Annotated in this window: 23 protein-coding genes; 4 read left to right on the forward strand and 19 right to left on the reverse strand. The window is 67.4% G+C overall.

The window, feature by feature from the left end; genetic code table 11:
- Positions 1-46 precede the first annotated feature (46 nt).
- The 14 genes from tatA to AC1DNG_RS02630 form a co-directional block, all read right to left on the reverse strand.
- Positions 47-316: a Sec-independent protein translocase subunit TatA gene (tatA, locus tag AC1DNG_RS02565; RefSeq protein ID WP_018772900.1), complete on the reverse strand. Its 270-nt coding sequence runs from the start codon at positions 314-316 to the stop codon at positions 47-49.
- Positions 317-351: 35 nt separating this feature from the next.
- A complete protein-coding gene (locus tag AC1DNG_RS02570; RefSeq protein ID WP_476855875.1) occupies positions 352-747 on the reverse strand; it encodes a hypothetical protein in 396 nt (131 codons plus the stop codon).
- Positions 748-752: 5 nt separating this feature from the next.
- Positions 753-2,771: a helix-turn-helix transcriptional regulator gene (locus AC1DNG_RS02575; protein WP_476886551.1), complete on the reverse strand. Its 2,019-nt coding sequence runs from the start codon at positions 2,769-2,771 to the stop codon at positions 753-755.
- A gap of 108 nt (positions 2,772-2,879) precedes the next feature.
- The gene (locus tag AC1DNG_RS02580) at positions 2,880-3,275 is read right to left on the reverse strand and encodes an FKBP-type peptidyl-prolyl cis-trans isomerase (protein ID WP_028275583.1); all 396 of its coding nucleotides are present in this window, start codon (positions 3,273-3,275) and stop codon (positions 2,880-2,882) included.
- 48 nt (positions 3,276-3,323) lie between these two features.
- Complete coding sequence (locus AC1DNG_RS02585) at positions 3,324-4,259, reverse strand: FKBP-type peptidyl-prolyl cis-trans isomerase (RefSeq protein WP_230011584.1); 936 nt, start codon at positions 4,257-4,259, stop codon at positions 3,324-3,326.
- Positions 4,260-4,370: 111 nt separating this feature from the next.
- Positions 4,371-5,735: a Pup--protein ligase gene (gene pafA / locus AC1DNG_RS02590; protein ID WP_026538699.1), complete on the reverse strand. Its 1,365-nt coding sequence runs from the start codon at positions 5,733-5,735 to the stop codon at positions 4,371-4,373.
- Position 5,736: 1 nt separating this feature from the next.
- On the reverse strand, positions 5,737-6,444 hold the full coding sequence (gene prcA / locus AC1DNG_RS02595; RefSeq protein ID WP_028275580.1) for a proteasome subunit alpha: 708 nt from the start codon (positions 6,442-6,444) through the stop codon (positions 5,737-5,739).
- A 1-nt stretch (position 6,445) separates the two neighbouring features.
- Positions 6,446-7,288 (reverse strand): proteasome subunit beta, encoded by an 843-nt coding sequence (gene prcB, locus AC1DNG_RS02600; protein ID WP_028275579.1) that lies wholly within the window; start codon positions 7,286-7,288, stop codon positions 6,446-6,448.
- Between the two features lie 86 nt (positions 7,289-7,374).
- Entirely contained in the window at positions 7,375-7,578 is a 204-nt protein-coding gene (locus AC1DNG_RS02605) for a ubiquitin-like protein Pup (protein WP_026266331.1), read from the reverse strand.
- A 90-nt stretch (positions 7,579-7,668) separates the two neighbouring features.
- Entirely contained in the window at positions 7,669-9,342 is a 1,674-nt protein-coding gene (dop, locus tag AC1DNG_RS02610) for a depupylase/deamidase Dop (protein ID WP_476850914.1), read from the reverse strand.
- Complete coding sequence (gene arc / locus AC1DNG_RS02615) at positions 9,339-11,150, reverse strand: proteasome ATPase (protein ID WP_459384756.1); 1,812 nt, start codon at positions 11,148-11,150, stop codon at positions 9,339-9,341. Before arc ends, dop begins: the two co-directional genes overlap by 4 nt.
- An 84-nt stretch (positions 11,151-11,234) precedes the next feature.
- Complete coding sequence (locus AC1DNG_RS02620; protein WP_476886552.1) at positions 11,235-12,332, reverse strand: tRNA (adenine-N1)-methyltransferase; 1,098 nt, start codon at positions 12,330-12,332, stop codon at positions 11,235-11,237.
- 101 nt (positions 12,333-12,433) lie between these two features.
- On the reverse strand, positions 12,434-13,621 hold the full coding sequence (locus AC1DNG_RS02625) for a site-2 protease family protein (RefSeq protein WP_476886553.1): 1,188 nt from the start codon (positions 13,619-13,621) through the stop codon (positions 12,434-12,436).
- Positions 13,614-14,411 carry an HAD family hydrolase gene (locus tag AC1DNG_RS02630; protein ID WP_476858561.1) on the reverse strand — a complete coding sequence of 266 codons (798 nt, stop codon included), beginning with the start codon at positions 14,409-14,411 and terminating at the stop codon, positions 13,614-13,616. Before AC1DNG_RS02630 ends, AC1DNG_RS02625 begins: the two co-directional genes overlap by 8 nt.
- Before the next feature lie 153 nt (positions 14,412-14,564).
- Between AC1DNG_RS02630 and AC1DNG_RS02635 the strand changes: the two genes are divergently transcribed.
- On the forward strand, positions 14,565-15,470 hold the full coding sequence (locus tag AC1DNG_RS02635) for a PAC2 family protein (RefSeq protein ID WP_476850918.1): 906 nt from the start codon (positions 14,565-14,567) through the stop codon (positions 15,468-15,470).
- 168 nt (positions 15,471-15,638) lie between these two features.
- A complete protein-coding gene (locus tag AC1DNG_RS02640) occupies positions 15,639-16,157 on the forward strand; it encodes a DUF1269 domain-containing protein (RefSeq protein WP_476850919.1) in 519 nt (172 codons plus the stop codon).
- Between the two features lie 71 nt (positions 16,158-16,228).
- On the opposite strand, the gene mshC is transcribed toward AC1DNG_RS02640, so the two are convergent.
- Both mshC and AC1DNG_RS02650 read right to left on the reverse strand, forming a co-directional pair.
- Positions 16,229-17,509 carry a cysteine--1-D-myo-inosityl 2-amino-2-deoxy-alpha-D-glucopyranoside ligase gene (mshC, locus tag AC1DNG_RS02645; RefSeq protein WP_230011252.1) on the reverse strand — a complete coding sequence of 427 codons (1,281 nt, stop codon included), beginning with the start codon at positions 17,507-17,509 and terminating at the stop codon, positions 16,229-16,231.
- A gap of 15 nt (positions 17,510-17,524) precedes the next feature.
- Positions 17,525-18,358 (reverse strand): undecaprenyl-diphosphate phosphatase, encoded by an 834-nt coding sequence (locus AC1DNG_RS02650; protein ID WP_079549659.1) that lies wholly within the window; start codon positions 18,356-18,358, stop codon positions 17,525-17,527.
- 50 nt (positions 18,359-18,408) lie between these two features.
- On the opposite strand from AC1DNG_RS02650, the gene AC1DNG_RS02655 reads away from it, so the two are divergent.
- On the forward strand, positions 18,409-19,344 hold the full coding sequence (locus AC1DNG_RS02655) for an aldo/keto reductase (protein ID WP_223916377.1): 936 nt from the start codon (positions 18,409-18,411) through the stop codon (positions 19,342-19,344).
- A gap of 24 nt (positions 19,345-19,368) precedes the next feature.
- Here the strand turns inward: AC1DNG_RS02655 and AC1DNG_RS02660 are convergent, their stop codons facing one another.
- Positions 19,369-19,641 (reverse strand): hypothetical protein, encoded by a 273-nt coding sequence (locus AC1DNG_RS02660; protein WP_223916379.1) that lies wholly within the window; start codon positions 19,639-19,641, stop codon positions 19,369-19,371.
- 39 nt (positions 19,642-19,680) lie between these two features.
- On the opposite strand from AC1DNG_RS02660, the gene AC1DNG_RS02665 reads away from it, so the two are divergent.
- A complete protein-coding gene (locus tag AC1DNG_RS02665) occupies positions 19,681-19,914 on the forward strand; it encodes a DUF5703 family protein (RefSeq protein ID WP_018772920.1) in 234 nt (77 codons plus the stop codon).
- Positions 19,915-19,986: 72 nt separating this feature from the next.
- Here AC1DNG_RS02665 and AC1DNG_RS02670 read toward each other — a convergent pair whose 3' ends face one another.
- Together AC1DNG_RS02670 and AC1DNG_RS02675 are read right to left on the reverse strand one after the other, a co-directional pair.
- Positions 19,987-21,150 carry an acyl-CoA dehydrogenase family protein gene (locus AC1DNG_RS02670; protein WP_476872532.1) on the reverse strand — a complete coding sequence of 388 codons (1,164 nt, stop codon included), beginning with the start codon at positions 21,148-21,150 and terminating at the stop codon, positions 19,987-19,989.
- A gap of 16 nt (positions 21,151-21,166) precedes the next feature.
- On the reverse strand, positions 21,167-22,483 hold the full coding sequence (locus AC1DNG_RS02675; protein ID WP_476850923.1) for a M20/M25/M40 family metallo-hydrolase: 1,317 nt from the start codon (positions 22,481-22,483) through the stop codon (positions 21,167-21,169).
- Positions 22,484-22,602 lie beyond the last annotated feature (119 nt).

Here is a 22,602-nt window from a genome sequence, read left to right on the forward strand (position 1 = left end):
TCCCCTCGGGGTTCGATCGACGGCTCATGGTTACTGCCATGCGGTCTTAGGCGCGGGTCGACGGCGGAACGTCGGTTCCGTCGCCCGTGCGGCTTTCCGGTGCGCCGGCCTGCGGGTGGTTGATGACCCGTCCTTCAACCGGCTCGGAGCCATCCTTGGCATCGGTGGTGCCGTCCTTCTTCATTTCCCGGACTTCCGACTTGAAAATGCGCATCGACTGTCCCAGGCTGCGGGCCATGCCCGGCAGCTTCGGCGCAGCGAACAGCACCAGTGCCAGAACGATGATGATGATGAGATGCCAGCCTTCAAGCCTCATGGGGAGAGGTCCTTTCGTTTGAATACATCCTATGTCTAACGCGTTTCGATGTCGCGCAGTGCCTGGGGTTGCCCGCGGTCCTTCTTGCGTTGGATGCGGCGCAGCCGGCGGGCGTTTTGCCGGGCGAGCTTGGATGCGTGGTAATCATGTCGCATCCGCGCGGGCGAGGCAAAAATGGCGTCGCCGGGCGCCGGCCGAAGGGATTCGTCCGCGCTGACCGGGTCACCAACGCCGGCCGCTGTCGAACCGGCCGCTGAAACGGTGCCGGTGCCCGCTGGTGCAGGCAGGGTGGAAAAGCGGTCCGCGGCTTCACCCAATTCGGTGAGCGTCGTCGTGGCCTGCCGGAACAGCCGGAAGCCGAGCACGCCGAAGAACAACAGCGACAACGCGACAAGCGCTATCCAAATAACGATCCAGGACCACCAAGGCATGCTGATCAGTCTATCGGGCGATCCGGGAAGGCTTCGTATTGCGTCAGGGCCGCGGCGAGCCACTCCCGCGACGCGGCCGCGAGGGCCTCTGGCTGCAGGATCCGGACCATCCCGCCGTGCTGGGCCACGAACATCGGCAGCCAGTCCGTGCTGCCAAACCGGATTTCGGCGAGCATTCCGCCGCCAGGCAGGGCCGCGGTCCGCTCGGCGTAATAGTCGTCAGCGAGGCCGGTGCCGCGGGGCGCGAGTTCCACCACGACCACCGTGTCGTCGTCGTTCGGGGTGAACAGTTTCACCGGAAAGCTGTCCGCCGGCTTTGCCGTCGCGGCCGCCCGCCGGCCGTTGGGCTCAAGGGCTTCGATCCTGTCCAGCCGGAAGTTGCGGAGGCCCTGGGCGGAGTGGCAGTACGCCTCGAGGTACCACGTGTTGTCCAGCGAATAGAGCCGCAGGGGGTCCACGTCGCGTTCGGACACGGCGTCGCGCTGCGCCGAGAAGTACTTCAGGTGCAGCTGCGCGCCGGATTCGAGGGCGGCGCGGGCGGTGTCGAGGACGGCGGAATTGCCGGGGGCCACCTCGGGGCCGGAGAGCGCCGCCGCTTTGACGCCTTCCTCCCCCGCCGCTGCCATGAGTTTGAGCGTCACCGATTCCAGGGCGCCGCCTTCGGCGAGTTCGGGCAGGCTGTTGAGGGTCTCGAGGCCGGTCAGGAGCGCACAGGCCTCGTCCACGGTGAACCGTACGGGGCGGGTCAGGTCCAGGGCCTGGGTGATGAATACGTGGTCATCGTCCCACTGGATGTCCAGCAGATCGTCGGGGTACCCCTCCGGCAGGCCCGAGCAGATCAGGATCCGCAGGTCGTCCTCGAGTGCCTTGCGGGTGATGCCAAACCTGGCGGCGACCTCGCTGATGTGCAGTCCCTGGTTGTGGACAAGGAACGGGACGAGTTGCAGCATCCGCTTGAGCTGGTCCTCCGAGGTTCGTTTCCGGGTACGGCCGGCGCGGCCCGCCGCCGGGAAGGCCACATCCGGCAGGGGCCTGCCGGCGAACTCGGCGGCTGCCGTGAGGCGGCGGTGGACGGCGCCGGCGAGTTCGGGGGGTGAAATCACGGTGACGCGGGGACCGTAGGAGGCCAGCTCCTCGCCCAGGGTCTCGGCATCGCGGAAGGGCACCGCGAGGCGGTCCGTCCCGGCCGAATGCCGCGGTGTTCGGGCTTCCGGCGCTGCGTCCGGAAGCGGCTGGGCGCGTTTGCGGAGGCCCAGGAGCCGCCCGTGTTCGACGTCGACCACGGCGCTCCGCACCGGCAGCTCGGCCAGGCCGGCCAGCTCGGCGCGGACGTTGAACCCGGCCGGCGGCGTGAAGCTCTCCTTCTCCAGGACGGTCACGGCGGACGTCAGGCGGGACAGGCGGAAGAACCGTTTGTCCCCCCGGCCCCGGTCGTGGCCCACGAGGTACCACTGGCCGAAGCGGCTGCCCAGGCCCCAGGGCTCCACCAGGCGTTCCTGGTCCTGGCCGGTGCTGCCGGCGAGGTAGCTGAACCGGACCGGGTGCTGGGCGTGTATCGCGGCGACCAGGTCCTCGAAGGCCTGGCCGGCGGGGCGGATGCGCGGCTGGACGCCGGTGGGGAGTTCGGCGTCGACCAGGCCGCCGGCGGCCTGCAGCTTCCGGACCGCGTCGACGGCGGCGGAGCCGAGGGCGGCGTGCTCCCAGAGCTGGGCCGCGAGGATCAGGACCGTGCACTCTTCGGGGGTGAGGCTGACGTCGGGCAGCCGGTTCGATTCCTTGCCGATCCGGTAGCGGGTGGTTGCCGGGTCGTCGGAGCCCCAGCCCGTGTCCGTCACGGCCTCGACGTCGAAGCCAAACTGGCGCAGCTCGCCCTTGTCGCGTTCGAACATGCGGCCGAAAGCGACGTCACTGCTCGTGGTGTCGTGGTAGACCTTTTCGCGCAGCTGGCTGCGGCGCAGGCCGTACTTGGTGTTGAGCAGGGCGATGAGCAGGTTCAGGAGGCGTTCTGTACGTGAGGCGGACACCCCGCAAGGGTACTAAAGCCGGTCGCGGAAAATGACGAAAGCGCGGCAACAGCCGGAAGAACTTTTCCGATTGTTACCGCGCTTCGTTCCCCGGGGGGCGGGTGGGGACTAGCGGACGGCGACGAGGTCCACGACGAAGATCAGGGCCTCGTTGGGGCCGATCGCCCCGCCGGCGCCACGGGAACCGTAGGCAAGCTCGGACGGGATCTCGAGCCGGCGGCGGCCGCCGACCTTCATGCCCAGCAGGCCCTGGTCCCAGCCCTGGATGACCTGGCCGACGCCGACCCTGAAGTCCAGCGGCGCGCCGCGGCCCCAGGAGGCGTCGAATTCTTCACCGGTGGACCAGGCGACGCCCACGTAGTGGGTGGATACGGTGTCGCCGGCTTTGGCCTCGGCGCCGTCCCCTTCGATCAGGTCGGTGATGACCAGTTCGGTGGGGACGTCTCCTACGGGGAAGTCAATTTCCGGCTTCTCGCGGTCGAGGTTGCGCTGTCCAAATGACATGGTTACTCCTTTGAGGTGACGTGTAGTGGTGGCAGTTGTAGCGGTGGATTACTTGACGCCGAGGATATCGACGACGAAGACGAGGTCGCCCTTCGCGTCGCCCTGGCCCTGATCTCCGTAGGCGAGGTCCTTCGGGACGACCAGGAGGACGCGGGAGCCGACCGTCTTGCCGGTCAGGCCTTGGGTCCAGCCCTTGATGACGCCGGTCAGCGGGAAGGTGGCCTTCTTGCCACTCTCGAAGCTGGAGTCGAAGACCTTGCCGGTGGCGAGGGCGACGCCGACGTAGTTGACGGTGATCGTGTCGGTCTCCTTGAGGGCCTGGCCCTTGCCGGTGATGAGGTCCTGGGAGACCAGCGCGGTCGGAGCCTTGACGCCGGCGACCGAGATCTCCGGAACGCCCTTGTCGTTTTCCTTGACGGTCGGCAGTCCGGCCGGCGGGGTGACGGCGTCGCCTTCGGGCTTGTCCAGGACCGGCGGTGCGTCCTTGGCGGAGAGCACCTTGACGATCAGGAGCTGCGTCGGCTTGGCCTCGGCACCCTCGGCTGCGGCCTGGCCGGGAACGGCCAGGGCGAGGTGCGAGCCGATCTTGGCGCCCACGAACGCGTTGTAGATGACGGGGCTGCTGCCCTTGAGCTCGTCGTTCAGTTCCAGCGGCTCGGGATCGTTAGGGAACGTGTCCTCGAGGGTGGAGCCGTCCTTGCCGTTGAACGCCACGATCGAAATGTCGGCGATCTGGTTGGCCTTGACCCGGTCGCCACTGCCCTCGGTGACCACCTTGACAGTGGGTTCCTTGACGTCGAGCGGCTTGGTGAAGTCGACACCGGGGGCCTTCTTGTCACCGTTCTCAGTCAATTTGACCGAGTCCAGCTTGGCGGTCTCACCGGCGGACTGGCTGGTGGGTTCCGGAGCCGGAGGCGCTTCGTTGCCGCCGCAGGCGGTCAGCAGCAGCAGTCCGGGAAGAAGAATTGCTAGTAGTCGGCGCAATTGGAAACTTTCGTCGAGGCAGGGTGGACTCAGTGCCGTTCGGTTTCCCGTGGCAAAGAAAGCGGCGGCCGCAGGGCGGCCCTACCCCAGAATAACGTGCGAAGCTGGGTATCAGCCCATCGAGTCCAGCAGCGCATCCACCCGGTCGTCCACGCTCCGGAAGGGATCCTTGCACAGGATGGTCTGGTGGGCGCGGTCGTTCAGCTTCAGATGGACCCAGTCCACGGTGTAGTCGCGGCCGAGTTCCTGGGCGCGCCGGACGAAGTCGCCGCGGAGTTTGGCGCGCGTGGTCTGCGGCGGGGCATCCACCGCGTCCTTGACCGCGGTGTCGTCCACCACCCGGCGCACGGCCCCGCGGGCCTGGAGCAGGTAGAAGAGCCCGCGGCCACGGGAAATGTCGTGGTAGGTCAGGTCCAGCTGCGCAATCCTGGGAGCGTCAAGGCCCAGCCCGTGCCGTTCCCGGTAGTTGTCCATGAGCTTTTTCTTGATGGCCCAGTCCACTTCGGTATCGATCGTGCTCGTGTCGCCGCTTTCGATGGCGTCCAGCGTGCGCTCCCAGAGGTCCAGGATCAGCGGCACGTGGGGGTTGTGCGCGCCGTGTTCGGCCACGAACGCGGTCACCTTGCCCAGGTATTCGCGCTGGATTTCCAGGGCCGTGAGCTGCCGGCCGTTGGCGAGCCGGACCAGTGCCCGGCCGCTGAGGTCGTGGGAGATTTCCCGGATGCTGCGGATCGGGTTCTCCATCCGCATGTCGCGCATGATCACCCCTGCCTCGATCATCCGCAGGATCAGGTCCACCGTGCCGATTTTGAGCAGCGCCGTCGTTTCGGACATGTTGGAGTCGCCCACGATCACGTGCAGGCGCCGGTAGAACTCGGCGTCCGCGTGCGGCTCGTCCCGGGTGTTGATGATGGGCCTGGAGCGGGTGGTGGCGGAGGAGACGCCTTCCCAGATGTGGTCGGCCCGCTGGGAGAACGCGAAGGTCGCCCCGTGCGGGGTCTTGAGGATCTTGCCGGCCCCGGCGATCAGCTGGCGGGTCACGAGGAACGGGATGAGGATTTCCGCGAGCCGGGAAAATTCCCCGCGCCGCGGGATGAGGTAGTTTTCGTGGCTGCCGTAGGAGTTCCCGGCCGAATCCGTGTTGTTCTTGAACAGGTATACGGTGCCGTTGAATCCCTCCGCCGCCAGCCGTTCCTGGGCTTCGTCTACGAGGTCGCACAGGATCAGTTCCCCGGCACGGTCATGGGCGATCAGCTGGGCGAGGTCGTCGCACTCGGCGGTGGCGTATTCCGGGTGCGACCCGACGTCCAGGTAAAGGCGCGAGCCGTTGGTCAGGAAGACGTTGGAGGACCGTCCCCAGCTGACCACCTTGCGGAAGAGGTAGCGGGCTACTTCCTCCGGTGCCAGCGGCCGGGACTCCGGGCTTGAATAGGAAATTCCGAATTCGGTTTCGATGCCGAATATGCGCTTGTCCATCTCACTTCTCCTCAGCCAGCAATGCCACGATGTCCGGGTCCTCAAGCCGGCGGAACGCCCGGCGGGTGCCGCGGCCGCTTTCCGATCCCCGGTCCAGTACCGCAACTTCCAGTGCGGATACGGGCAGGGTGGTGGTTTCCTTGTCCGCCACGAGCCCGGCGAGGGCCAGCCGGATGGCGCCCGCGAAGTCGAGTTCGCCCTGCCAGCCCGCCGCGACAGCCTCGGAGACCTTGTCCGCCTGGCCGCCCATCACAATAAAGCCGTGCTCGTCGGCGATGGACCCGTCAAAGGTCAGCCGGTACAGATGGTCCGCCTCCTGGGCCTGACCGACTTCGGCCACGGCCAGTTCGACCTCGAAGGGTTTCTGTTCGGCCGTAAACACCGCGCCGAGGCTCTGTGCGTAGACGCTGGCAAGGCCGCGGGCCGTGACGTCCTCGCGGTCGTAGGAATAGCCCCGGACATCGGCATACCGCACCCCGGCTTGCCGCAGGCTCTCAAACTCGTTGTACTTCCCGACGGCCGCGAACGCGATTTTGTCGTAGATCTCGCCGATCTTGTGCAGGGACGGGGACGCGTTCTCCGCCACGAGGGCAATCCCGTCCCGGCAACTGATGACCACCACCGAACGTCCGCGGGCGATGCCCTTCCGTGCGAAGTCCGCACGGTCCTTCATCAGTTGTTCGGGAGATACATAGAACTGCTGGGTCATCTCAGGCCTCCCGCTGGGCGACAGTGCGGGATTCGATGACGCGGCCGGCCACGGCGGCAAGGTCGCGGTCCGGTACCCGGAAGGCGCCTGTCCGGTTCACGATGTACACCACCGGCCATAGCTGCCGGACGGGGTCCGGGCCGCCCGTGGCGGAGTCGTCGTCGGCGGCGTCGTACAGGGCCTCGACGGCGACCGCCACGGCGTCCTGCTCCGAGAGGCCGGGACGCCAGAGTTTCTTCAGCGCGCCGCGGGCGAACATCGAGCCGGATCCCACCGCGTGGTGCTCCTGTTCCTCGTAGCGGCCGCCCGTGACGTCGTAGGAGAAGAGCCGGCCGAAACCTGCGGGCCGGTCGAATCCTGCGAAGAGGGGCACGACGGCGAGGCCCTGCATGGCCATGGGCAGGTTGCCGCGGACCATGGCGCCGAGCCGGTTCGCCTTGCCGTCCAGGCTCAGGAGCGTGCCCTCGATCTTCTCGTAGTGTTCGAGTTCAACCTGGAACAGCCTGGTGATGTCCAGGGCGATGCCGGCGGTCCCGGCAATGCCCAGCACGGAATACTGGTCGGCGGGAAACACCTTCTCGATGTGCCGGCTCGCGATCACGTTGCCCATGGTGGCGCGGCGGTCCCCGGCCATCAGCACTCCCCCGGCATAGGTCATCGCCACGATCGTCGTCCCGTGCGGGGCCTGCAGCGGTGCTCCTGGCTGACCGGCGTGCCCGCCGGCAGGCAACTGGTTGAAAGGCACTTGGCCGAAGGGCATCAAATCGGGCCGTTCGCGCTGCAGATGCTCGGTGAATGAGGACGTCGCGTTGGCTGCTACTCGGTTGGCTGTTGTTTCCTGCACTAACGCTCTCCCTCAACGTGGTGGATCAACGACTCTTCCGGCCCTTAGCCCCTCCCGCCGCCCTCATCCGGCGGCCGGCGGCGCTCCTACTGGCCGCCCTTTTGGACGAATGCGCGGACGAACTCCTCGGCGTTGGACTCCAGCACGCCGTCGATCTCATCGAGGAGATCATCGACGCCCTGGGTGGCTGCCGACGCCTGGGCGTCCGCCGGGGCCGGCGGCGCGGCGGGGACGTCCTCGTCAACCTCGGTGTCCCGCGACTGCGGCTGCTGCTGCTCCTGGCCTGCCATTGTTTTCTCCTTCATGTCCGTCCCTTTTCTCCTAAGGGACATCCTGTAGCAATAGTGCCACGCCCGGGGCGCCCGCGGGGGGCTTTGTTTTCAGGAACCGGGGCTGAGCCCGAGCAGTTCCGCCAGGAACGTCCCGGCCTCCCGGTGCCGGGCAAACAGGCCGCCGGTGAGGGCTTCGGTCCCGCGCAGCGGCTCGCGGGTAGGGACCCGCTGGAGCCTGCCGCGGCCGGGGACATCGAAGATCACCGAGTCCCAGCTGGCCCCCGCGAGGTCTGCACCGAACCTGCTGACGCAGCGCCCGCGGAAGTACGCCCGCGTGTCCGACGGCGGTTCGGTCACCGCACGGGCAATCGCGGCGTCGTCGACGATTCGGTGCATCCGGTCGCGCGCCAGCAGCCGGTAGTAGAGCCCTTTTTCGGGGCGGATGTCGGCCCACTGCAGATCCACGAGGCCCAGCCGTGCGTTGTCCCAGCCCAGGCCGTCACGCTGGCGGTAGCCCTCGAGCAGGGACAGTTTGGCGAGCCACTCGACTGAGGATGCGGCCGCCGCCCGGTCACCGCCGAGTTCGCTCAGCGTGGCGGACCACCGCTCCAGGACCTCGTGGGTGTGGCCGTCACCGTCCACGGCGTCCGCGACGCCGGTGTCCTGCGCGTGCTTGGAGGCGGCCTCGAAATAGATCCACTGGAGGTCCAGGGCGCTGATCCGCCGGCCGTCGCCCAGGCGCAGCAACCCGGTGAGCGAGGTGTCGTGGCTGACGGCCTGAAGCGCGGCGACGGGCTCATGGACTTCGATCCGCGGCGCAAGCCCGGCCTCGATCAGGCTCAGGACCATCGCGGTGGTGCCGAACTTGAGGAAGTTGGAGGCCTGGCTGAGGTTGGCGTCGCCGATGATGACGTGCAGCCTGCGGTATTTGTCCGCGGTGGCGTGGGGCTCGTCCCGGGTGTTGATGATGGGGCGGCGGATGGTGGTTTCCAGGCCCACTTCGGTTTCGAAGAAGTCAGCGCGCTGGCTGATCTGGTAGCCGGCCCGGGCGCTGTCTTGCCCGAGGCCCACCCGTCCGGCACCGCAAATGATCTGCCGGGTGACGAAAAACGGCGTGAGGCCGCGCACGATTTCGCCGAACGGCACCGAGCGGGGCATCAGGTAGTTCTCGTGCGAGCCGTAGGAGACCGATTTGTTGTCCGTGTTGTTCTTGTACAGGTTGATGGGCGGCAGTTCGGGATCCGCAGCGAGGCGCCGGACCGCGGCCAGTGCCACGAGGTCGCCGGCGGCGTCCCACGTGACGGCGGCGCGGGGGTTGGTCACCTCGGGGCTGGAATACTCCGGGTGGGCGTGGTCCACGTACAACCGTGCGCCGTTGCCCAGCACCATGTTCATCAGCAGCGTGCCGGACTCGTCCTCGCCGTCGGCCTCGAGTTCCTGCCGCCCGTAGGCGAGGGCGATCGCCTCGGCGTCGAGGACGGGAGGCTGGTCGGTGAGTTGTTCCGGGTCCGCGCTGCTGCGCTCCAAGGTCCAGCCGCGGGCGTCGTGCAGCGGTTCCTCGTCCGTGTAGTCCCACCGGGTCTCGGCGCCGCCGGCGGCCCGCTGCCGGGTCACCTGCGCGTACGCCTGAATGACCCGGGCTGACATCATCGTGGCGTTGGCTCCCGGGGCCGAGGGCGCGTGGATGCCGTATTCGGTCTCCGATCCCATGACCCGCATCGCCCCGCCGACCGGCAGCCCGCCCGCGGTGTCGGCGGGCTTGCCGGGGACAACAGCCGTCACAGGTACTGGCCTGTGCTGGGCATCGTCTCGATGGACTTCCCGGGCTCCTGGCCGGCCTTGCCCTGGACGATGGTGCGGATGTACGTGATGCGCTCGCCCTTCTTGCCGGAGATGCGTGCCCAATCGTCCGGGTTGGTGGTGTTGGGCATGTCCTCGTGTTCACGGAACTCGTCCACGACCGCCCGGAGCAGGTGGTCGATCCGCAGGCCCTTCTGGCCGATGGTCAACAGGTCCTTGATGGCGTACTTCTTGGCCCGGTCCACGACGTTCTGCACCACGGCGCCGGAGTTGAAGTCCTTGAAGTAGAGCATTTCGGTGTCGCCGTTGGCGTAGGTGACCTCGAGGTATTCGTTGGACTTCTCGGTGGAGTACATCGCCTCGACGGTGCGTTGGACCATGGCGTCCACGGTCGCCTGCACGTCGCCGTTGTGCTCGCCGAGGTCGGACTCGTGGAACGGCAGGTCCGTGGTGATGTACTTGTTGAAGATGTCGGCCGCGGCCTCGGCGTCGGGGCGCTGGATCTTCACCTTCACGTCCAGGCGGCCAGGGCGCAGGATCGCCGGATCGATCATGTCTTCCCGGTTCGAGGCGCCGATCACGATCACGTTGTCCAGCCGTTCGACGCCGTCGATCTCGCTGAGGAGCTGCGGGACGATGGTGGTTTCGACGTCGGAGGAAATGCCAGTCCCACGGGTGCGGAACAGCGAGTCCATTTCGTCGAAGAACACCACCACCGGGCTGCCCTCAGACGCCTTTTCCCGGGCGCGCGCGAAGATCAGGCGGATGTGGCGTTCGGTCTCGCCGACGTACTTATCGAGCAGCTCGGGTCCCTTGATGTTCAGGAAGTAGCTCTTCATGTCCGTCTTGCCGGCGCGCTCGGCGGCCCGGGCGGCCAGCGAGTTGGCCACGGCCTTGGCGATCAGGGTCTTGCCGCAGCCGGGCGGGCCGTACAGCAGGATGCCCTTGGGCGCCTTCAGCCCGTGCTCCCGGTACAGGTCCGGGTGCAGGAAGGGCAGTTCGACGGCGTCGCGGATCTGTTCGATCTGCGGGCCCAGTCCGCCGATGTCCTGGTAGGTGATGTCCGGGACTTCCTCGAGCACGAGGTTCTCCACTTCCGAGCGCGGGATCTTTTCCAGCGCGTACCCGGTCCGGGAATCAATCGAGAGCGCGTCGCCGACCCGGAGCCGCTGGGCGAGCAGGGCACCGGAGAGCCGGATGACCCGCTCCTCGTCGGCGCGGCCCACCACCAGCGCACGGTCAGGCCCCAGCATTTCCTTGAGCGTGACGAGGTCCCCGGCCCGCTCGTAGCCGAGTCCGGCGACCACCATCAGGGCCTCGTTGAGCAGGACTTCCTGCCCGACGGCGAGCTGGCTGATGTTGACCAGCGGGCTGATCCCAACCCGCATCTTGCGGCCGGCGTTGAAGATATCCACGGATTCCTCCGTGGCCGCCTGGCCGCTGTTCCCGGCCGTCGGCTGCCGTTTGGGGTTGAGCTGGAGGATGGTGCCGAAGCTGTACGGCGGCTGTCCCTCCTGGTCGAGGGCGTTTTTCAGCCGCAGGATCTCCGCCTTGGCCGTTTCCAGCATGCTGACCAGTTTGGAGTTGTTCTGCGTCGCGGCGGCGAGTTGGCGGTCAATGTGGCGGAGCTTGTCCCGGAGGATGTTGACCTGGCGCTCGGCGACGGACAGTTCATTGGCGGCATACCGGTCACCCTCGCCGGCTGCGGCGCGGGCCGCATCCGTGCGGGCGGCAGCATCTGCTGCGTCCTCGGCCGGTGTGCGGCCCGGGTCAGTATTCGGAGTCTCCATCGTGCATCAGCCCCTTCCTGCTCTTCTGTTAAGACCATAGCCCTAAGAAGGCGGGTGCCGCTGGAGACATCCGAAATATGCTGCCTAGTTCGTTATCTCCGGGGCGTCGACGACGTTCGTTCCGGCGATTGCGTCGCGGGCGGCGCGGCGCAGCTTTTTGTCCGAGACCGCACGCTCGCCCACAGCGCCCGGGGTCCAGGCGTTGACGTCTTCTTCGTTAAAGTCGGTCTTGGAGGGGCGGCGCTTTACCGAAATGCCCGTGACGCCGTCGGCGAGGCGGCGGGTTACCAGCAGGAAACCCGTGTGGGCGACCATGCGGTGGTCCGGGCGGACGGCCAGGCCTTCGAGATGCCAGCCTCGGACCATGGATTCCCACGCGTCGGGTTCGGTAAAGCGTCCGTCCGCGCGGATGGCTTCGGCTGTCCGCGAAAGCTGCGTCACAGTCGCGACATAATTGATCCACACGCCGCCGGGGGCCAGGACGGTGGCGACGGCGTCGAGGCATTCCCACGGCGCGAGCATGTCCAGGACCACGCGGTCCACGGAGCCGGGTTCCTCGGTGCGCACCACTTCCTCCTGGAAGTCGCCAAGGGAGATCTTCCAGGCCGGGTGCGGTCCGCCGAAGATGGTCTCGACGTTGCCGCGGGCGATGTCCGCGAACTCCTGGCGGCGTTCGAAGGAATGCAGGTAGCCGTTGTCCCCCACCGCGCGCAGCAGGGAGATGGACAGGGCGCCCGAGCCGACACCGGCTTCGACAACGCGTGCGCCCGGGAAGATGTCCGCCATGGTCACGATCTGGCCGGCGTCCTTGGGGTAGACGACGGCCGCGCCGCGGGGCATCGAGAGCACGAAGTCCGAGAGCAGCGGACGCAGCGTCTGGTACTGCTGTCCGACGTTGTTGACCACCACTGAGCCGTCGGGCTTGCCGATGATCTCGTCATGGTTCAGGAAGCCCCGGTGGGTGTGGAAGGCCCCGCCGACTTCGAGGGTGATCGTGTTCATGCGGCCGCGCTCGTCCGTGAGCTGGACGCGTTCGCCTTCGCGGAAGGGTCCGCGGCGGCGCGCGGCGCCGGTGGCACCATTAGCGCTGGCGGCAGTGCTGCCCCCGGCGGCGGGAGTGTCGGTGCCTGCGGCGGCGGTGGTGTTGGCAGTGTTAGTGCCTGCGGCGGTGTCGCTGCTCATGAAGATGTTCCTCGCTCCTGTAAAGCTGTGTGGCCGCGGACATGCCGGCGGGCACCGGTCTTTGCGCGTGGGGGCCGGAAATTCACGACCGCCCAGTAACTCTACCGGTTCTGCCCCTGGTTCTGGCGTTCGTTCCGGTACTTGCCTGTTATGGCCCGGACGACGGCGGACTGGCGCAGCAGCCCGGTGACGGCGCCCTCGCGGTTCACCACCGCGTACTCCTGGCCCTCGAGCTGGGCCAGGTACTGGACGAGCTCCTGGCCCTTGGACCATTCGGGGACATAGGCGCCCGCACCAAGGGGGTAGGAGACCGCGGTCAGGGTGGTCGCTGCGGCCAGTCCGGCAGGCACGCTGGCTGCGGCGCCGGCGTCGACGATGGCCACGGGACGGCCGTCCCGGTCGCACAGCACCACGGTGGGCTTTCCTGCCGGCGCCCGGTCCAGGAGGTCCGCGACCGTCGCGGTTTCCGGAAGGCCGAGGGCGGGTTCGGCGAGGGCCGCGGCGTCGACGAGGTGCAGCCGGCCACGCAGGCGGGCCTGCTGGATCGCGGCCGACGCCCCCATCCACAGGAAGCTGCCCACCAGGGCGGTGATGAGGGTGAAGGAAATATCCGGACGTGCGCCGCTGACCAGCGGCAGGACTATGAACCACAGGGCGAGGGCGATCACGATGATCCGGCCCGCCCAGCCTGCCGCAATTGTGCCCTTCTCCTGGCTGCCGGTGGCTTTCCACACGGCGGATTCGACCAGCCGACCGCCGTCCAGCGGAAGGCCGGGAAGGACGTTGAAGATGCCGATCAGCAGGTTGGCCCAGACGAAGATGTTGGCCAGGATGTCGGCCACGCCGTTCAGGTTGCCGTAGGCAAGCGGGAGCCAGCCTGCGCCGGCAAGGACGAAGTTCGCGGCCGGGCCGGCCATCGCCACCAGGACGGAGCGGCCGGGTGAGGCCGTGAAGCTCTGGAACTGGGTGTGGCCGCCCCAGAGGTTGAGGACAATTTTCTCCGTGGGCCAGTGGAACAGCTTCGCGGTCAGCGCGTGCGCGAGTTCATGGGCCAGTACGGAAATCAGGAGCAGCAGCGCGTAGGCGAAGGCGACGAAGAAAGCGGTGACGCCGAGGCGCGGATTGTTGCTCTGCAGGACCGGCCCGTAGGCGATCACCGTGAAGGCCGCGATGATGAACCAGGAATACGCCAGAAATACCGGAATGCCGGCGATTCGGCCCAGCGGAATCCCTTCCCGGCGGTTAGCGGGAGTCTTTCCGGGTTGCCCCTGGCTGCCGGTGTCAGCCACGGGCGTGGCCCGCGGTCGAGAGTGTGGTCGAGACCGTGGTCGAGACCGTGCCTAAGCGGCCGGTTGGGTCCGCGGCGGCGCCGAAGGTGGCGTCGGGGAAGTCGTGCCGCAGGGCCACGAGCTCCTCCAGGTCAGCGACTGTCCTGCCCTCCAGGGTGTTCCAGGTGGCGCGGCGGGGATCGTGCGGGAGGGGCAGGATGTGCGGGATGGCGACCGTGACGACGCCGGAGGCCACGGCGGCGGCGACACCCGGCACGGAATCTTCCAGGGCCACGCAGTGGTGCAGGCCGAGCTCGGGATCCTGCTGCTGCAGGAGCTCGACGGCCGTGAGGTAAGCCTCCGGGTGCGGCTTGCCCTGCGTCACAGTGTCTCCCGTGACGAGGAACTCGAAGTAGGGCTCGGGCAGGCTCGCAACGATCTCCCGGGCCAGCGGGGCCTCGGACATGGTGACCAGGGCGCAACGGACGCCGGCGTTGTAGAGTTCGTCGAGCAGTTCTCGGGCCCCGGGCCGCCAGGGAATGGAGCTCCGGACCTGGCTGATCACGTGGCCGGTGAGGGTGTCGATGATCTCGCGCCGTTCCAGGGCCACGCCGGCTTCCTGCAGGATTCCCGCGGAAAACATCAGGGACTGTCCCACGAGCTGCATGGCCTGTTCGTGGGACCATTGTCCGCCGTGGGCTTCGACGAGTGCGTGTTCGGCTGCGATCCAGTAGGGCTCGGTGTCGACAATGGTGCCATCCATGTCCCAGAGCGCTGCTTTAAGGAGGGGCCGGGAAGCTGAGGATCGCATGCCTTCCAGTCTACGGGGAAGCCCGCGGCCGGGCGCCCGCGCTACGCCTACGGCGAATTCCGAGCGCCTGACCCTGGGATTTCGGGCGGAAATTGCGGTTCCTTGGCGCGCGATTGCCTGCGCGCGGCGGGTTCTTGGACGTAGGGTGATGGCATGAACAGCTTCGAGGCAGACCCCACCGAACCAGGCGCCGTCTCCGAGCCGGAGCGGCTGCTGCAGCCAGTCCCCGAGGGCCGGCGCATCACCGTCATGCTCGCGGCCTTCGAAGGCTGGAACGACGCCGGAGAGGCCGCCAGCGATGCCCTGCGCTACCTGAACAAGCTCTGGGGCGGCAAGAAGGTCGGGGCGATCGACGCCGACGAGTACTACGACTTCCAGTTCACCCGGCCCACGATCCGGCGGACAGCGGCCGGTGAGCGGAAGATCAAGTGGCCGTCCACGCGGATCTTCAAGGCCAGCGTCCCCGACTCGAATGTGGACGCCATCTTCGTCCAGGGCACCGAGCCGTCCTACAAGTGGCGTGCCTACACCGCGGAACTGCTGGTGCATGCCGAGGCGCTGCATGTCGACTACGTCATCCTGGTCGGTGCGCTGCTGGCTGACGTGCCGCACAGCCGGCCCATTCCGGTCAGCACCTCCACGGACGACGCCGCACTGCGTGAGCGGATGGACCTGGAGGCCTCGCAGTACGAGGGCCCGGTAGGGATTGTGGGCGTGCTCGGCGAGGTGGCCCTGCTGGCCGGGCTCCCGACCGTCTCGCTCTGGGCGGCCGTGCCGCACTATGTAGCCCAGGCCCCGTCGCCGAAGGCGCAGCTGGCCCTGCTGCACCGGGTCGAAGAGCTGCTCCAGGTCCCGCTGGACACCACGGAACTCGTGGAGGAGGCCGACGCGTGGGAACGCGGCGTGGACGAGCTCGCTACAGAGGATCCGGAAATTGCGGCGTATGTGCGCCAGCTGGAGGAGGCCAAGGACACCGCCGACCTTCCGGAGGCCAGCGGTGAATCGATAGCCCGCGAATTTGAGCGCTACCTCAAGCGCCGGGGCAAGGACAAGCCCTAGCCCGCGTCCCGCTTTTCCCTCCCCCTTCCCACTCCCACCTTTCCCGCGCACTTCCCCTATGGGGGTCTTCCCCCGGACCAGAGTCTTATGACCCTGCCGGCGGCCGCCTGTCGCGGCGAGAGTTGGACCTGGCCGCGACGCCGGCCAACACCGAGTGGAGGGCACACCATGACAGATCACAACTACATCTTGTTCGTGTCGTCGTACGCCGACGAGGGCTCGGCGGCAGAGGATTTCAAGGCGATCAAGGGCATGGATGACGCGGCCGTCGCGGCTGCCGTCGTCCTGTCGCGGGACTCATCGGGCAAGACCGAGGTCAAGGAGCACGGCGGCGGACTGGTCGCCGGGGGCACCAAGGCCGGCGCAGTCGGCGGGCTGGTGGTCGGACTGTTCGCTCCGCCACTGCTGCTGTCCGGCGTGATCGGTGCCGGGATCGGCGCCGGTGTGGGTGCCATCAGGAAGCGGCACGAGGAGAAGTCCATCGGCGTCAACGCGGAGGAGTTTCTGCCGCCGGGCTCCTCGGCGATCGTTGCCATCGTCGATGACCTCTACCTCGACCGCGTCGACAAGGCGATCAGCAAGGCCACCAAGAAGGTCAGCAAGGCTGTCGACAGTGGTGACTACGACGCCGTCGTCAAAGCCGTGAACGAGGGCGACGAGAAGATCATCGAAGCCGCTTCGTCCTGACCGGCCGACGCAGCCACCGTGGAGACGGCCGCTGGGTTTTGGGATCTTCCTCCGGGCCGACCGAAAACCGGTTAGAGTTCGACGCCGAGCAGGGCGTTGACGGCGTCGCTCACCAGCGCGGCGTCCGTGGCCGAGGCCTCCCCCGGGGCTGCCAGGGCGGCCTTGGCCCAGGCGTCGACGGCGGCGAGTGCGCCGGGCGCGTTCAGGTCGTTGGCCAGTTCGGTCCGCAGCCTGCCAAGCAGGGCCGCGGCGGAGCTTTCCGGCGCCACGGCGAGGGCCTCGCGCCAGGTGCGGAGCCGGTCTTTGGCCTCGGCGAATCCGGCGGCGGTCCAGGACCAGTCCGTGCGGTAGTGGTGGGCCAGGATCGCGAGGCGGATCGCGGCAGGTTCTTCCCCGTCAGCCCGGAGCCTGGAAACCAGGACAAGATTGCCCTTGGACTTGCTCATCTTCTCCCCGTCGAGGCCCACCATGCCCGCGTGCGCGAAGTGGCGGGCCAGCGGCACGCCCGCCAGCGAGTACGCGTGGCCGGCGCCCATTTCGTGGTGCGGGAAAATAAGGTCCGAGCCGCCGCCCTGGACGGTAAACGGCTTGGGCAGGTACTCCTGGGCGATCACGGTGCATTCGACGTGCCAGCCGGGCCGGCCCTCCCCCAGTTCGCCACCGGGCCAGCTGGGCTCGCCCTCGCGGGCAACCCGCCAGAGCAGCGGATCCAGCGCCTGGCGCTTCCCGGCCCGGCCAGGGTCGCCGCCGCGTTCGGCGAAGAGTTCCAGCATTTCGGCGTCGGAGAGTCCGGAAATGGATCCCAGGGTCCAGGCGTCGACGTCGTCCGTCGAGTGCTTCCCGGCGGCTTCGACGTCGTAGTAGACGTCGCCGTCGGGCTCGCCGCCGGCGCCGGGGACGCGGTACGCGAGCCCGTTGCGCAGCAGGCGCTCGATGGCGGGAACGATCAGGGGAACGGCCTCAACGGCACCGATGTAGTGGTCCGGGGCGAGGACGTTCAGGGCCTCCATGTCGGTCTGGAACAGCTCGATTTGGCTCGCGGCGAGGTCGCGCCAGTCGACGCCTGTGGCCGTGGCGCGCTCCAGGAGGGGATCGTCGACGTCGGTCACGTTCTGGACGTAGGCGACGTGCTGGCCGCCGTCCCGCCACGCGCGGTTGAGGAGGTCGAAGGCGACATAGCTGGCCGCGTGGCCCATGTGCGTGGCGTCATAAGGGGTGATGCCGCAGACATACATGGACTGCTCACCCGTGGCCTCCAGGGTCACAATTCCGCCCTTGGCGGTATCGAAGAGGCTCAGGGCGGGCATGCTGCCGGGGAGCTGGGCAACAGGGCGGGAGGTCCAGGATTTCACAGACCAAGCCTAGTGCTAGGCACTGATGACATTGAAACCGAGCAGCAGGAACAGGGACATTCCCAGGATGATCCGGTACCAGACGAAGAGCCGGTAGCCGCGGGTGGAGACGTATTTCAGGAACCAGCCGATGATGACGTAACCCACAATGAAGGCGATCACGGTGGCCAGGGCGGTTTCCGGGAGACCGTACGGGCCGGTGATGCCTTCCTTGGAGACCACCTTGTACAGCTGGTACAGGCCGCTGCCGAAAACGGCAGGGATTGCCAGCAGGAAGGAGTAGCGGGCCGCCGCCTCACGGGTGTAACCCATTAGGAGCCCGGCGCTGATCGTGCCGCCGGAGCGGGACACGCCGGGGAAAAGGGCCAGGGCCTGCGCCAGTCCGTAATAGAGCCCATGTTTGTAGGTCAGCTGCGTCAGTTCACGGTCCTGCCGGCCGATGGTGTCGGCTACCGCGAGGACCATGCCGAAGATAATCAGCATGGTCGCGACGCCCCACAGGCTTCGGAGTACCGATTCGATCTGGTCCTGGAACAGCAGGCCCAGGACGATGATCGGGATGCTGCCCAGGATCACCAGCCAGCCCATGCGCGCATCCGGGTCCTGCCGGGACACTTTGCCGGTCAGCGAACCGGCCCAGGCACGGATGATCCGCAGGATGTCGCGCCAGAAATAGACGATCACCGCCGTCTCGGTGCCCAGCTGCGTGATGGCCGTGAAGGCGGCGCCGGGATCGGACGCTTCCGGGAGGAAGGCGCCGACAATCCGCAGATGGGCGCTCGAGGAAATCGGGAGGAACTCGGTCAGCCCCTGTACCAGGCCCAACAGAGCCGCTTGTATCCAGTTCACGTTTATAGACCCTACGTTACGAAGCAGCCCGACCCCGTAAGCTAGCTGACATGCAGCAGCGTTATGTCGGCAACAGTGGGTTGCGCGTGTCCGCCCTATCCCTCGGCACCATGTCCTGGGCCAGGGAAACCGAGGAACAGGATGCCGCCGCCCTGGTGCGCTCCTTCGTCGATGCCGGCGGAACCCTGATCGATACAGCGGCGTCCTACGCCGACGGGCAGGCCGAGGCGATGCTCGGCGGAATACTGGGCGACGTCGTGGCGCGCTCCGAAGTGGTGATCTCCACGAAGGCCGGACTGACGACGGCGGACGGTCGCCGCAGCGTCGACACGTCCCGCAACGGCATGCTCTCCGGGCTGGACGCGAGCCTGGCCCGGATGGGAACCGATTACGTGGATCTCTGGTTCGCGCACGCGTGGGATCCGAATGTTCCGCTGGAGGAAACCCTGTCAGCGCTGGACCACGCGGTGCGGTCCGGCCGGGCGCGTTACGCCGGTGTCTCCAATTTCAACGGCTGGCAGACGGCAAAGGCCGCCGCAATCGCGGGCTTCCCCCTCGTGGCCAACCAGTCCGAATACTCGCTCCTGCAGCGCAACGCGGAGATTGAGCTCATTCCGGCCATCGAGGACGCGGGGCTGGGCCTGATGGCCTGGGCTCCGATGGGACGCGGCGTCCTGAGCGGCAAATACCGCGGCCACATCCCGGCTGATTCCCGGGCCGCCAACCAGCGGCTGGCGACGTACGTGGAACCCTATCTCGAGGGACCGGCGTCCAGCGTAGTGGAAGCCGTCGCCATGGCGGCGAAGGGGCTCGGCCGGACTGCCCTGGATGTGTCGCTGAGCTGGCTGTTGTCCCAACAGGGGGTGGCAACCGCCGTCGTCGGCCCCCGGACACCGGTTCAGCTCAAGGAGATCCTGGATTCGGCGCTCGCGCCGCTGCCGCCGGAGATCGCGCAGGCGCTCGAAGACGTGTCCGACCCCGGCTGAGGCCGCGGAGATCCGCAGGTCCCCCTAGTTCTCCGAATTCTCGAGGATCTCGAGGTCCTCTTCGTCGTCGACATCGTCTTCGTCGCCGTCTTCGTCGCCGTCGATCACTTCGAGCGGCGTCACTTCCCCATACGCCTCATACAGGGCGTCGTCGTAGACTTCAAAGGCATCGGCAACGGCGAAGAACGCCGCCTCGACCGCGGGATCCCCGTCACTTCTGCGGGCGGAGGCCGCCGCCAGGTGTTCTTCCAGTGCAGAGGTCAGGGACTGAAGCGCGACACGCGGATCGATGCTCATGACTTCACGTTAGTCGGAAAAAGACGAAAATGGAGAGCAATGAAAGAACATTTTCTGAGCAGCTCGGTCCGGCGGGAACGGGACTATGTCAAGCAGTACGAGTACCTCGTTCTGACGGTCGGCCCTGAGGATTCGCTCCCCGAGGCCCGCCGCCGGCTCGTGGAGCATTCCGAGTACGGCAAATGGGAACTGGAACGCAGCCGCCTCTACGTGGGCGGCGGGCGGCGTTTCTGGCTGCGCCGGAAAGTCATCCAGGTCCAGCGCACCGTCTAGGCCGCACACGGATCCCGGCCGCGCATCGGCCGGGACGGGCAGCGGCGAACGCCGCGGGGAGTCCTGGGCCCTCTAGGGTGTCTCCAGCGGGCCCAGCCAGGCGTTCGCCACGGTATTGTGCGCCGACTCGTCATCTGATGGGTGGAACATGCCGGCGAGCACGTCCCGGTACAGCCGCTCCAGCTCGGAGCCGCGGAAGTAGCTGGAGCCGCCGGATACCCGGATGGCGAGGTCCACCACGGTGCGCGCCGTCTCCGTGGCCCGGACCTTGAGCCCCACGAGCCGGGGGAACCATTGGCTGCCGTGGTCCGCGAGGGCGTCGACGTCGGCCGCCACGGAGGACAGCTGCGGATAGAGCGCATCCATGGCCATCGCCGCCTCCGCCACCTTCCAGCGGATGTCCGGGTCCTGGGCGTAGCTGCGGCCGCCGTTCTTGAACGATGTCCGGCGCTGCACCGCTTCCACCCCGAGCGTGAGGGCCCGTTCGCCGATTCCGGTGTACACAGCGGCGAGGAGGGTCTCGAAGCAGGCGAAGATCGCGAAGATCAGTGGGTCGGCGTTCGGGCCCACCGGCAGTTTCCGGAAAATCCGTTCGGCCGGGACGACGGCGCCCTCCAGGAGGGTCGTGTTGGACTGGCTGGCCCGCATGCCGAGCGCGTCCCAGTCGGGCAAAATCTCGTAGCCGGGGGTTTCCCGGGTGATGAACCCGTGGACCAGTTCCCCGGCGCCGTCCGCGGCGTTGGCGTCCTTTCCGAAGATGCCCAGCCGGGTCCACGCCGGTGACAGGCTGGTGAAGATCTTGCGGCCCGTGAAGCTGTAGCCGCCGTCGTGCAGCGGGACGGCCTCCGTGCGGGAATCGAACAGCACGGAATCGTTGCCTGCCTCCGAATTGCCGAAGGCGAAGACCTCACCCTGTGCCGCCTCCTGGAGGATGAAATCCAGCGAGGAGTCACCGCGGGCGGCAAGGACGTGGGCGACGCCGGTCCACACCAGGTGCATGTTGACGGCCAGCGCCGTGGCCGGCGCCGCGGTCGCCAGCAGGCGTTGCAGCTGCGCCGCTTCCGCAAGCCCGAGTCCGAGTCCGCCGTCGATCACCGGGACGAAAATTTTCAGGTAGCCGGCCGCCGTGAGATCCGCGAGGTCCTCGTGGAAGAAGGCGTTGTCGCGGTCGTAGCCGGCGGCGCGGCCGCGGATCCGTTCCAGCAGCGGACCACTCAGGATGTCCTCGGGCGTCATGTCAGGCGGTGTCCGCTCAGTAGTTGGTGAGCAGGGTGTCCAGCACCCGTGCGCCGAATTTCAGGGAATCCGCCGGGACCCGTTCGTCGACGCCGTGGAACATGCCGGTGAAGTCGAGCTCGTCCGGCAGCATCAACGGGGCGAAGCCATAGCCGGTGATGCCGAGCCGGCTCAGGGACTTGTTGTCGGTCCCGCCGGAGAGCGTGTACGGCAGCACCTTGGCGCCCGGATCCTCGGAATGCAGGGCGTCGATCATCGAATCGACGAGGTTGCCGGCGAACGGCACCTCCAGCGAGACGTCGTTGTGCACGTAGCTGATGTCCACTCCGGTGCCGGCGAGTTCGCGCACGATTTCCAGCACCTGCTGTTCCTGCCCGGGCAGGGTCCGGCAGTCGATGAGGGCCTCGGCCGATTCCGGAATGACGTTGTGCTTGTAGCCGCCTTTGAGCAGGGTGGGGTTGGTGGTGTTCTGCAGTGTGGCGCCGACAAAGCGGGCCACCGTGCCGAGTTCCTTGAGGATCTTCTCCGGATCGTCGGGATCGAATTCGACCCCGGTGAGTTCGGTAACGCCGTCGAGGAACTGCCGCGTGGTCGGCGTGAGCTCGATCGGCCAGTTATAGGCACCAATCCGGGATACCGCGCCGGCAAGCCTGGTCACGGCGTTGTCGGTGTTGATCTGGGAGCCGTGGCCCGCGCGGCCGTGGGCCACCAGACGGAGCCAGGAGAGGCCCTTTTCCGCCGTCTGGAGCAGATAGGTGCGCTGGCCGCCGATGGTGGCGGAGAAGCCGCCGACTTCGGAGATCGCCTCCGTGGCGCCCTCAAAGAGTTCGGGCCGCTTCTCGACGGCGTAGCGGGCGCCGTAGGTGCCGCCGGCTTCCTCGTCGGCGAAGAACGCGAAGATGAGGTCGCGCTTGGGTTTGCGTCCCGTGCGGGCGAAGTTGCGCAGCACGGACAGGATCATGGCGTCCATGTCCTTCATGTCCACGGCGCCGCGTCCCCAGATCAGGCCGTCCTTCAGTTCGGCGCCGAAGGGGTCAACCGACCACTGTTCGCGCAGGGCCGGGACGACGTCCAGGTGGCCGTGGACCACCAGTGCGCTGGCGGAGGGGTCCTCCCCCGCCAGCCGGGTGACCACGCTGGCGCGGCCGGGGGCTGCTTCGAAGATTTCGGCGTCCAGCCCGACTTCGGCCATGAGCCCGGCGGTGTATTCGGCGGCCGCGCGTTCACCGGGGCCGGAGCCGTCGCCGTAGTTGGACGTGTCGATCCGGATCAGCTCCTGGCAGATCCTGACGACCTCATCCTCTGGCCTGGTTTCGGTCCGGGTGTCAGTCATAGCGGCTCCTCGTGGCGGGTGGCTCAATTGCTTGCTTCAGCCTACCCACACCACCCCCGCGGACCCCGATTATTTGTTTCCGGAAAAGTCGTGCTAGAGTCTTTCTCGCTGCTTCCGAG

This window comes from Arthrobacter sp. 01T425 (assembly GCF_056398725.1).

Bases quoted from the DNA above. Each gene is read 5' to 3' on its own strand.
- tatA (WP_018772900.1), bottom strand. From the start codon at position 316: ATGAGGCTTGAAGGCTGGCATCTCATCATCATCATCGTTCTGGCACTG.
- AC1DNG_RS02570 (WP_476855875.1), bottom strand. From the start codon at position 747: ATGCCTTGGTGGTCCTGGATCGTTATTTGGATAGCGCTTGTCGCGTTG.
- AC1DNG_RS02580 (WP_028275583.1), bottom strand. From the start codon at position 3,275: ATGTCATTTGGACAGCGCAACCTCGACCGCGAGAAGCCGGAAATTGAC.
- pafA (WP_026538699.1), bottom strand. From the start codon at position 5,735: ATGGACAAGCGCATATTCGGCATCGAAACCGAATTCGGAATTTCCTAT.
- prcA (WP_028275580.1), bottom strand. From the start codon at position 6,444: ATGACCCAGCAGTTCTATGTATCTCCCGAACAACTGATGAAGGACCGT.
- AC1DNG_RS02605 (WP_026266331.1), bottom strand. From the start codon at position 7,578: ATGGCAGGCCAGGAGCAGCAGCAGCCGCAGTCGCGGGACACCGAGGTT.
- arc (WP_459384756.1), bottom strand. From the start codon at position 11,150: ATGGAGACTCCGAATACTGACCCGGGCCGCACACCGGCCGAGGACGCA.
- AC1DNG_RS02620 (WP_476886552.1), bottom strand. From the start codon at position 12,332: ATGAGCAGCGACACCGCCGCAGGCACTAACACTGCCAACACCACCGCC.
- AC1DNG_RS02630 (WP_476858561.1), bottom strand. From the start codon at position 14,411: ATGCGATCCTCAGCTTCCCGGCCCCTCCTTAAAGCAGCGCTCTGGGAC.
- AC1DNG_RS02635 (WP_476850918.1), top strand. From the start codon at position 14,565: ATGAACAGCTTCGAGGCAGACCCCACCGAACCAGGCGCCGTCTCCGAG.
- AC1DNG_RS02640 (WP_476850919.1), top strand. From the start codon at position 15,639: ATGACAGATCACAACTACATCTTGTTCGTGTCGTCGTACGCCGACGAG.
- AC1DNG_RS02655 (WP_223916377.1), top strand. From the start codon at position 18,409: ATGCAGCAGCGTTATGTCGGCAACAGTGGGTTGCGCGTGTCCGCCCTA.
- AC1DNG_RS02660 (WP_223916379.1), bottom strand. From the start codon at position 19,641: ATGAGCATCGATCCGCGTGTCGCGCTTCAGTCCCTGACCTCTGCACTG.
- AC1DNG_RS02665 (WP_018772920.1), top strand. From the start codon at position 19,681: ATGAAAGAACATTTTCTGAGCAGCTCGGTCCGGCGGGAACGGGACTAT.
- AC1DNG_RS02670 (WP_476872532.1), bottom strand. From the start codon at position 21,150: ATGACGCCCGAGGACATCCTGAGTGGTCCGCTGCTGGAACGGATCCGC.
- AC1DNG_RS02675 (WP_476850923.1), bottom strand. From the start codon at position 22,483: ATGACTGACACCCGGACCGAAACCAGGCCAGAGGATGAGGTCGTCAGG.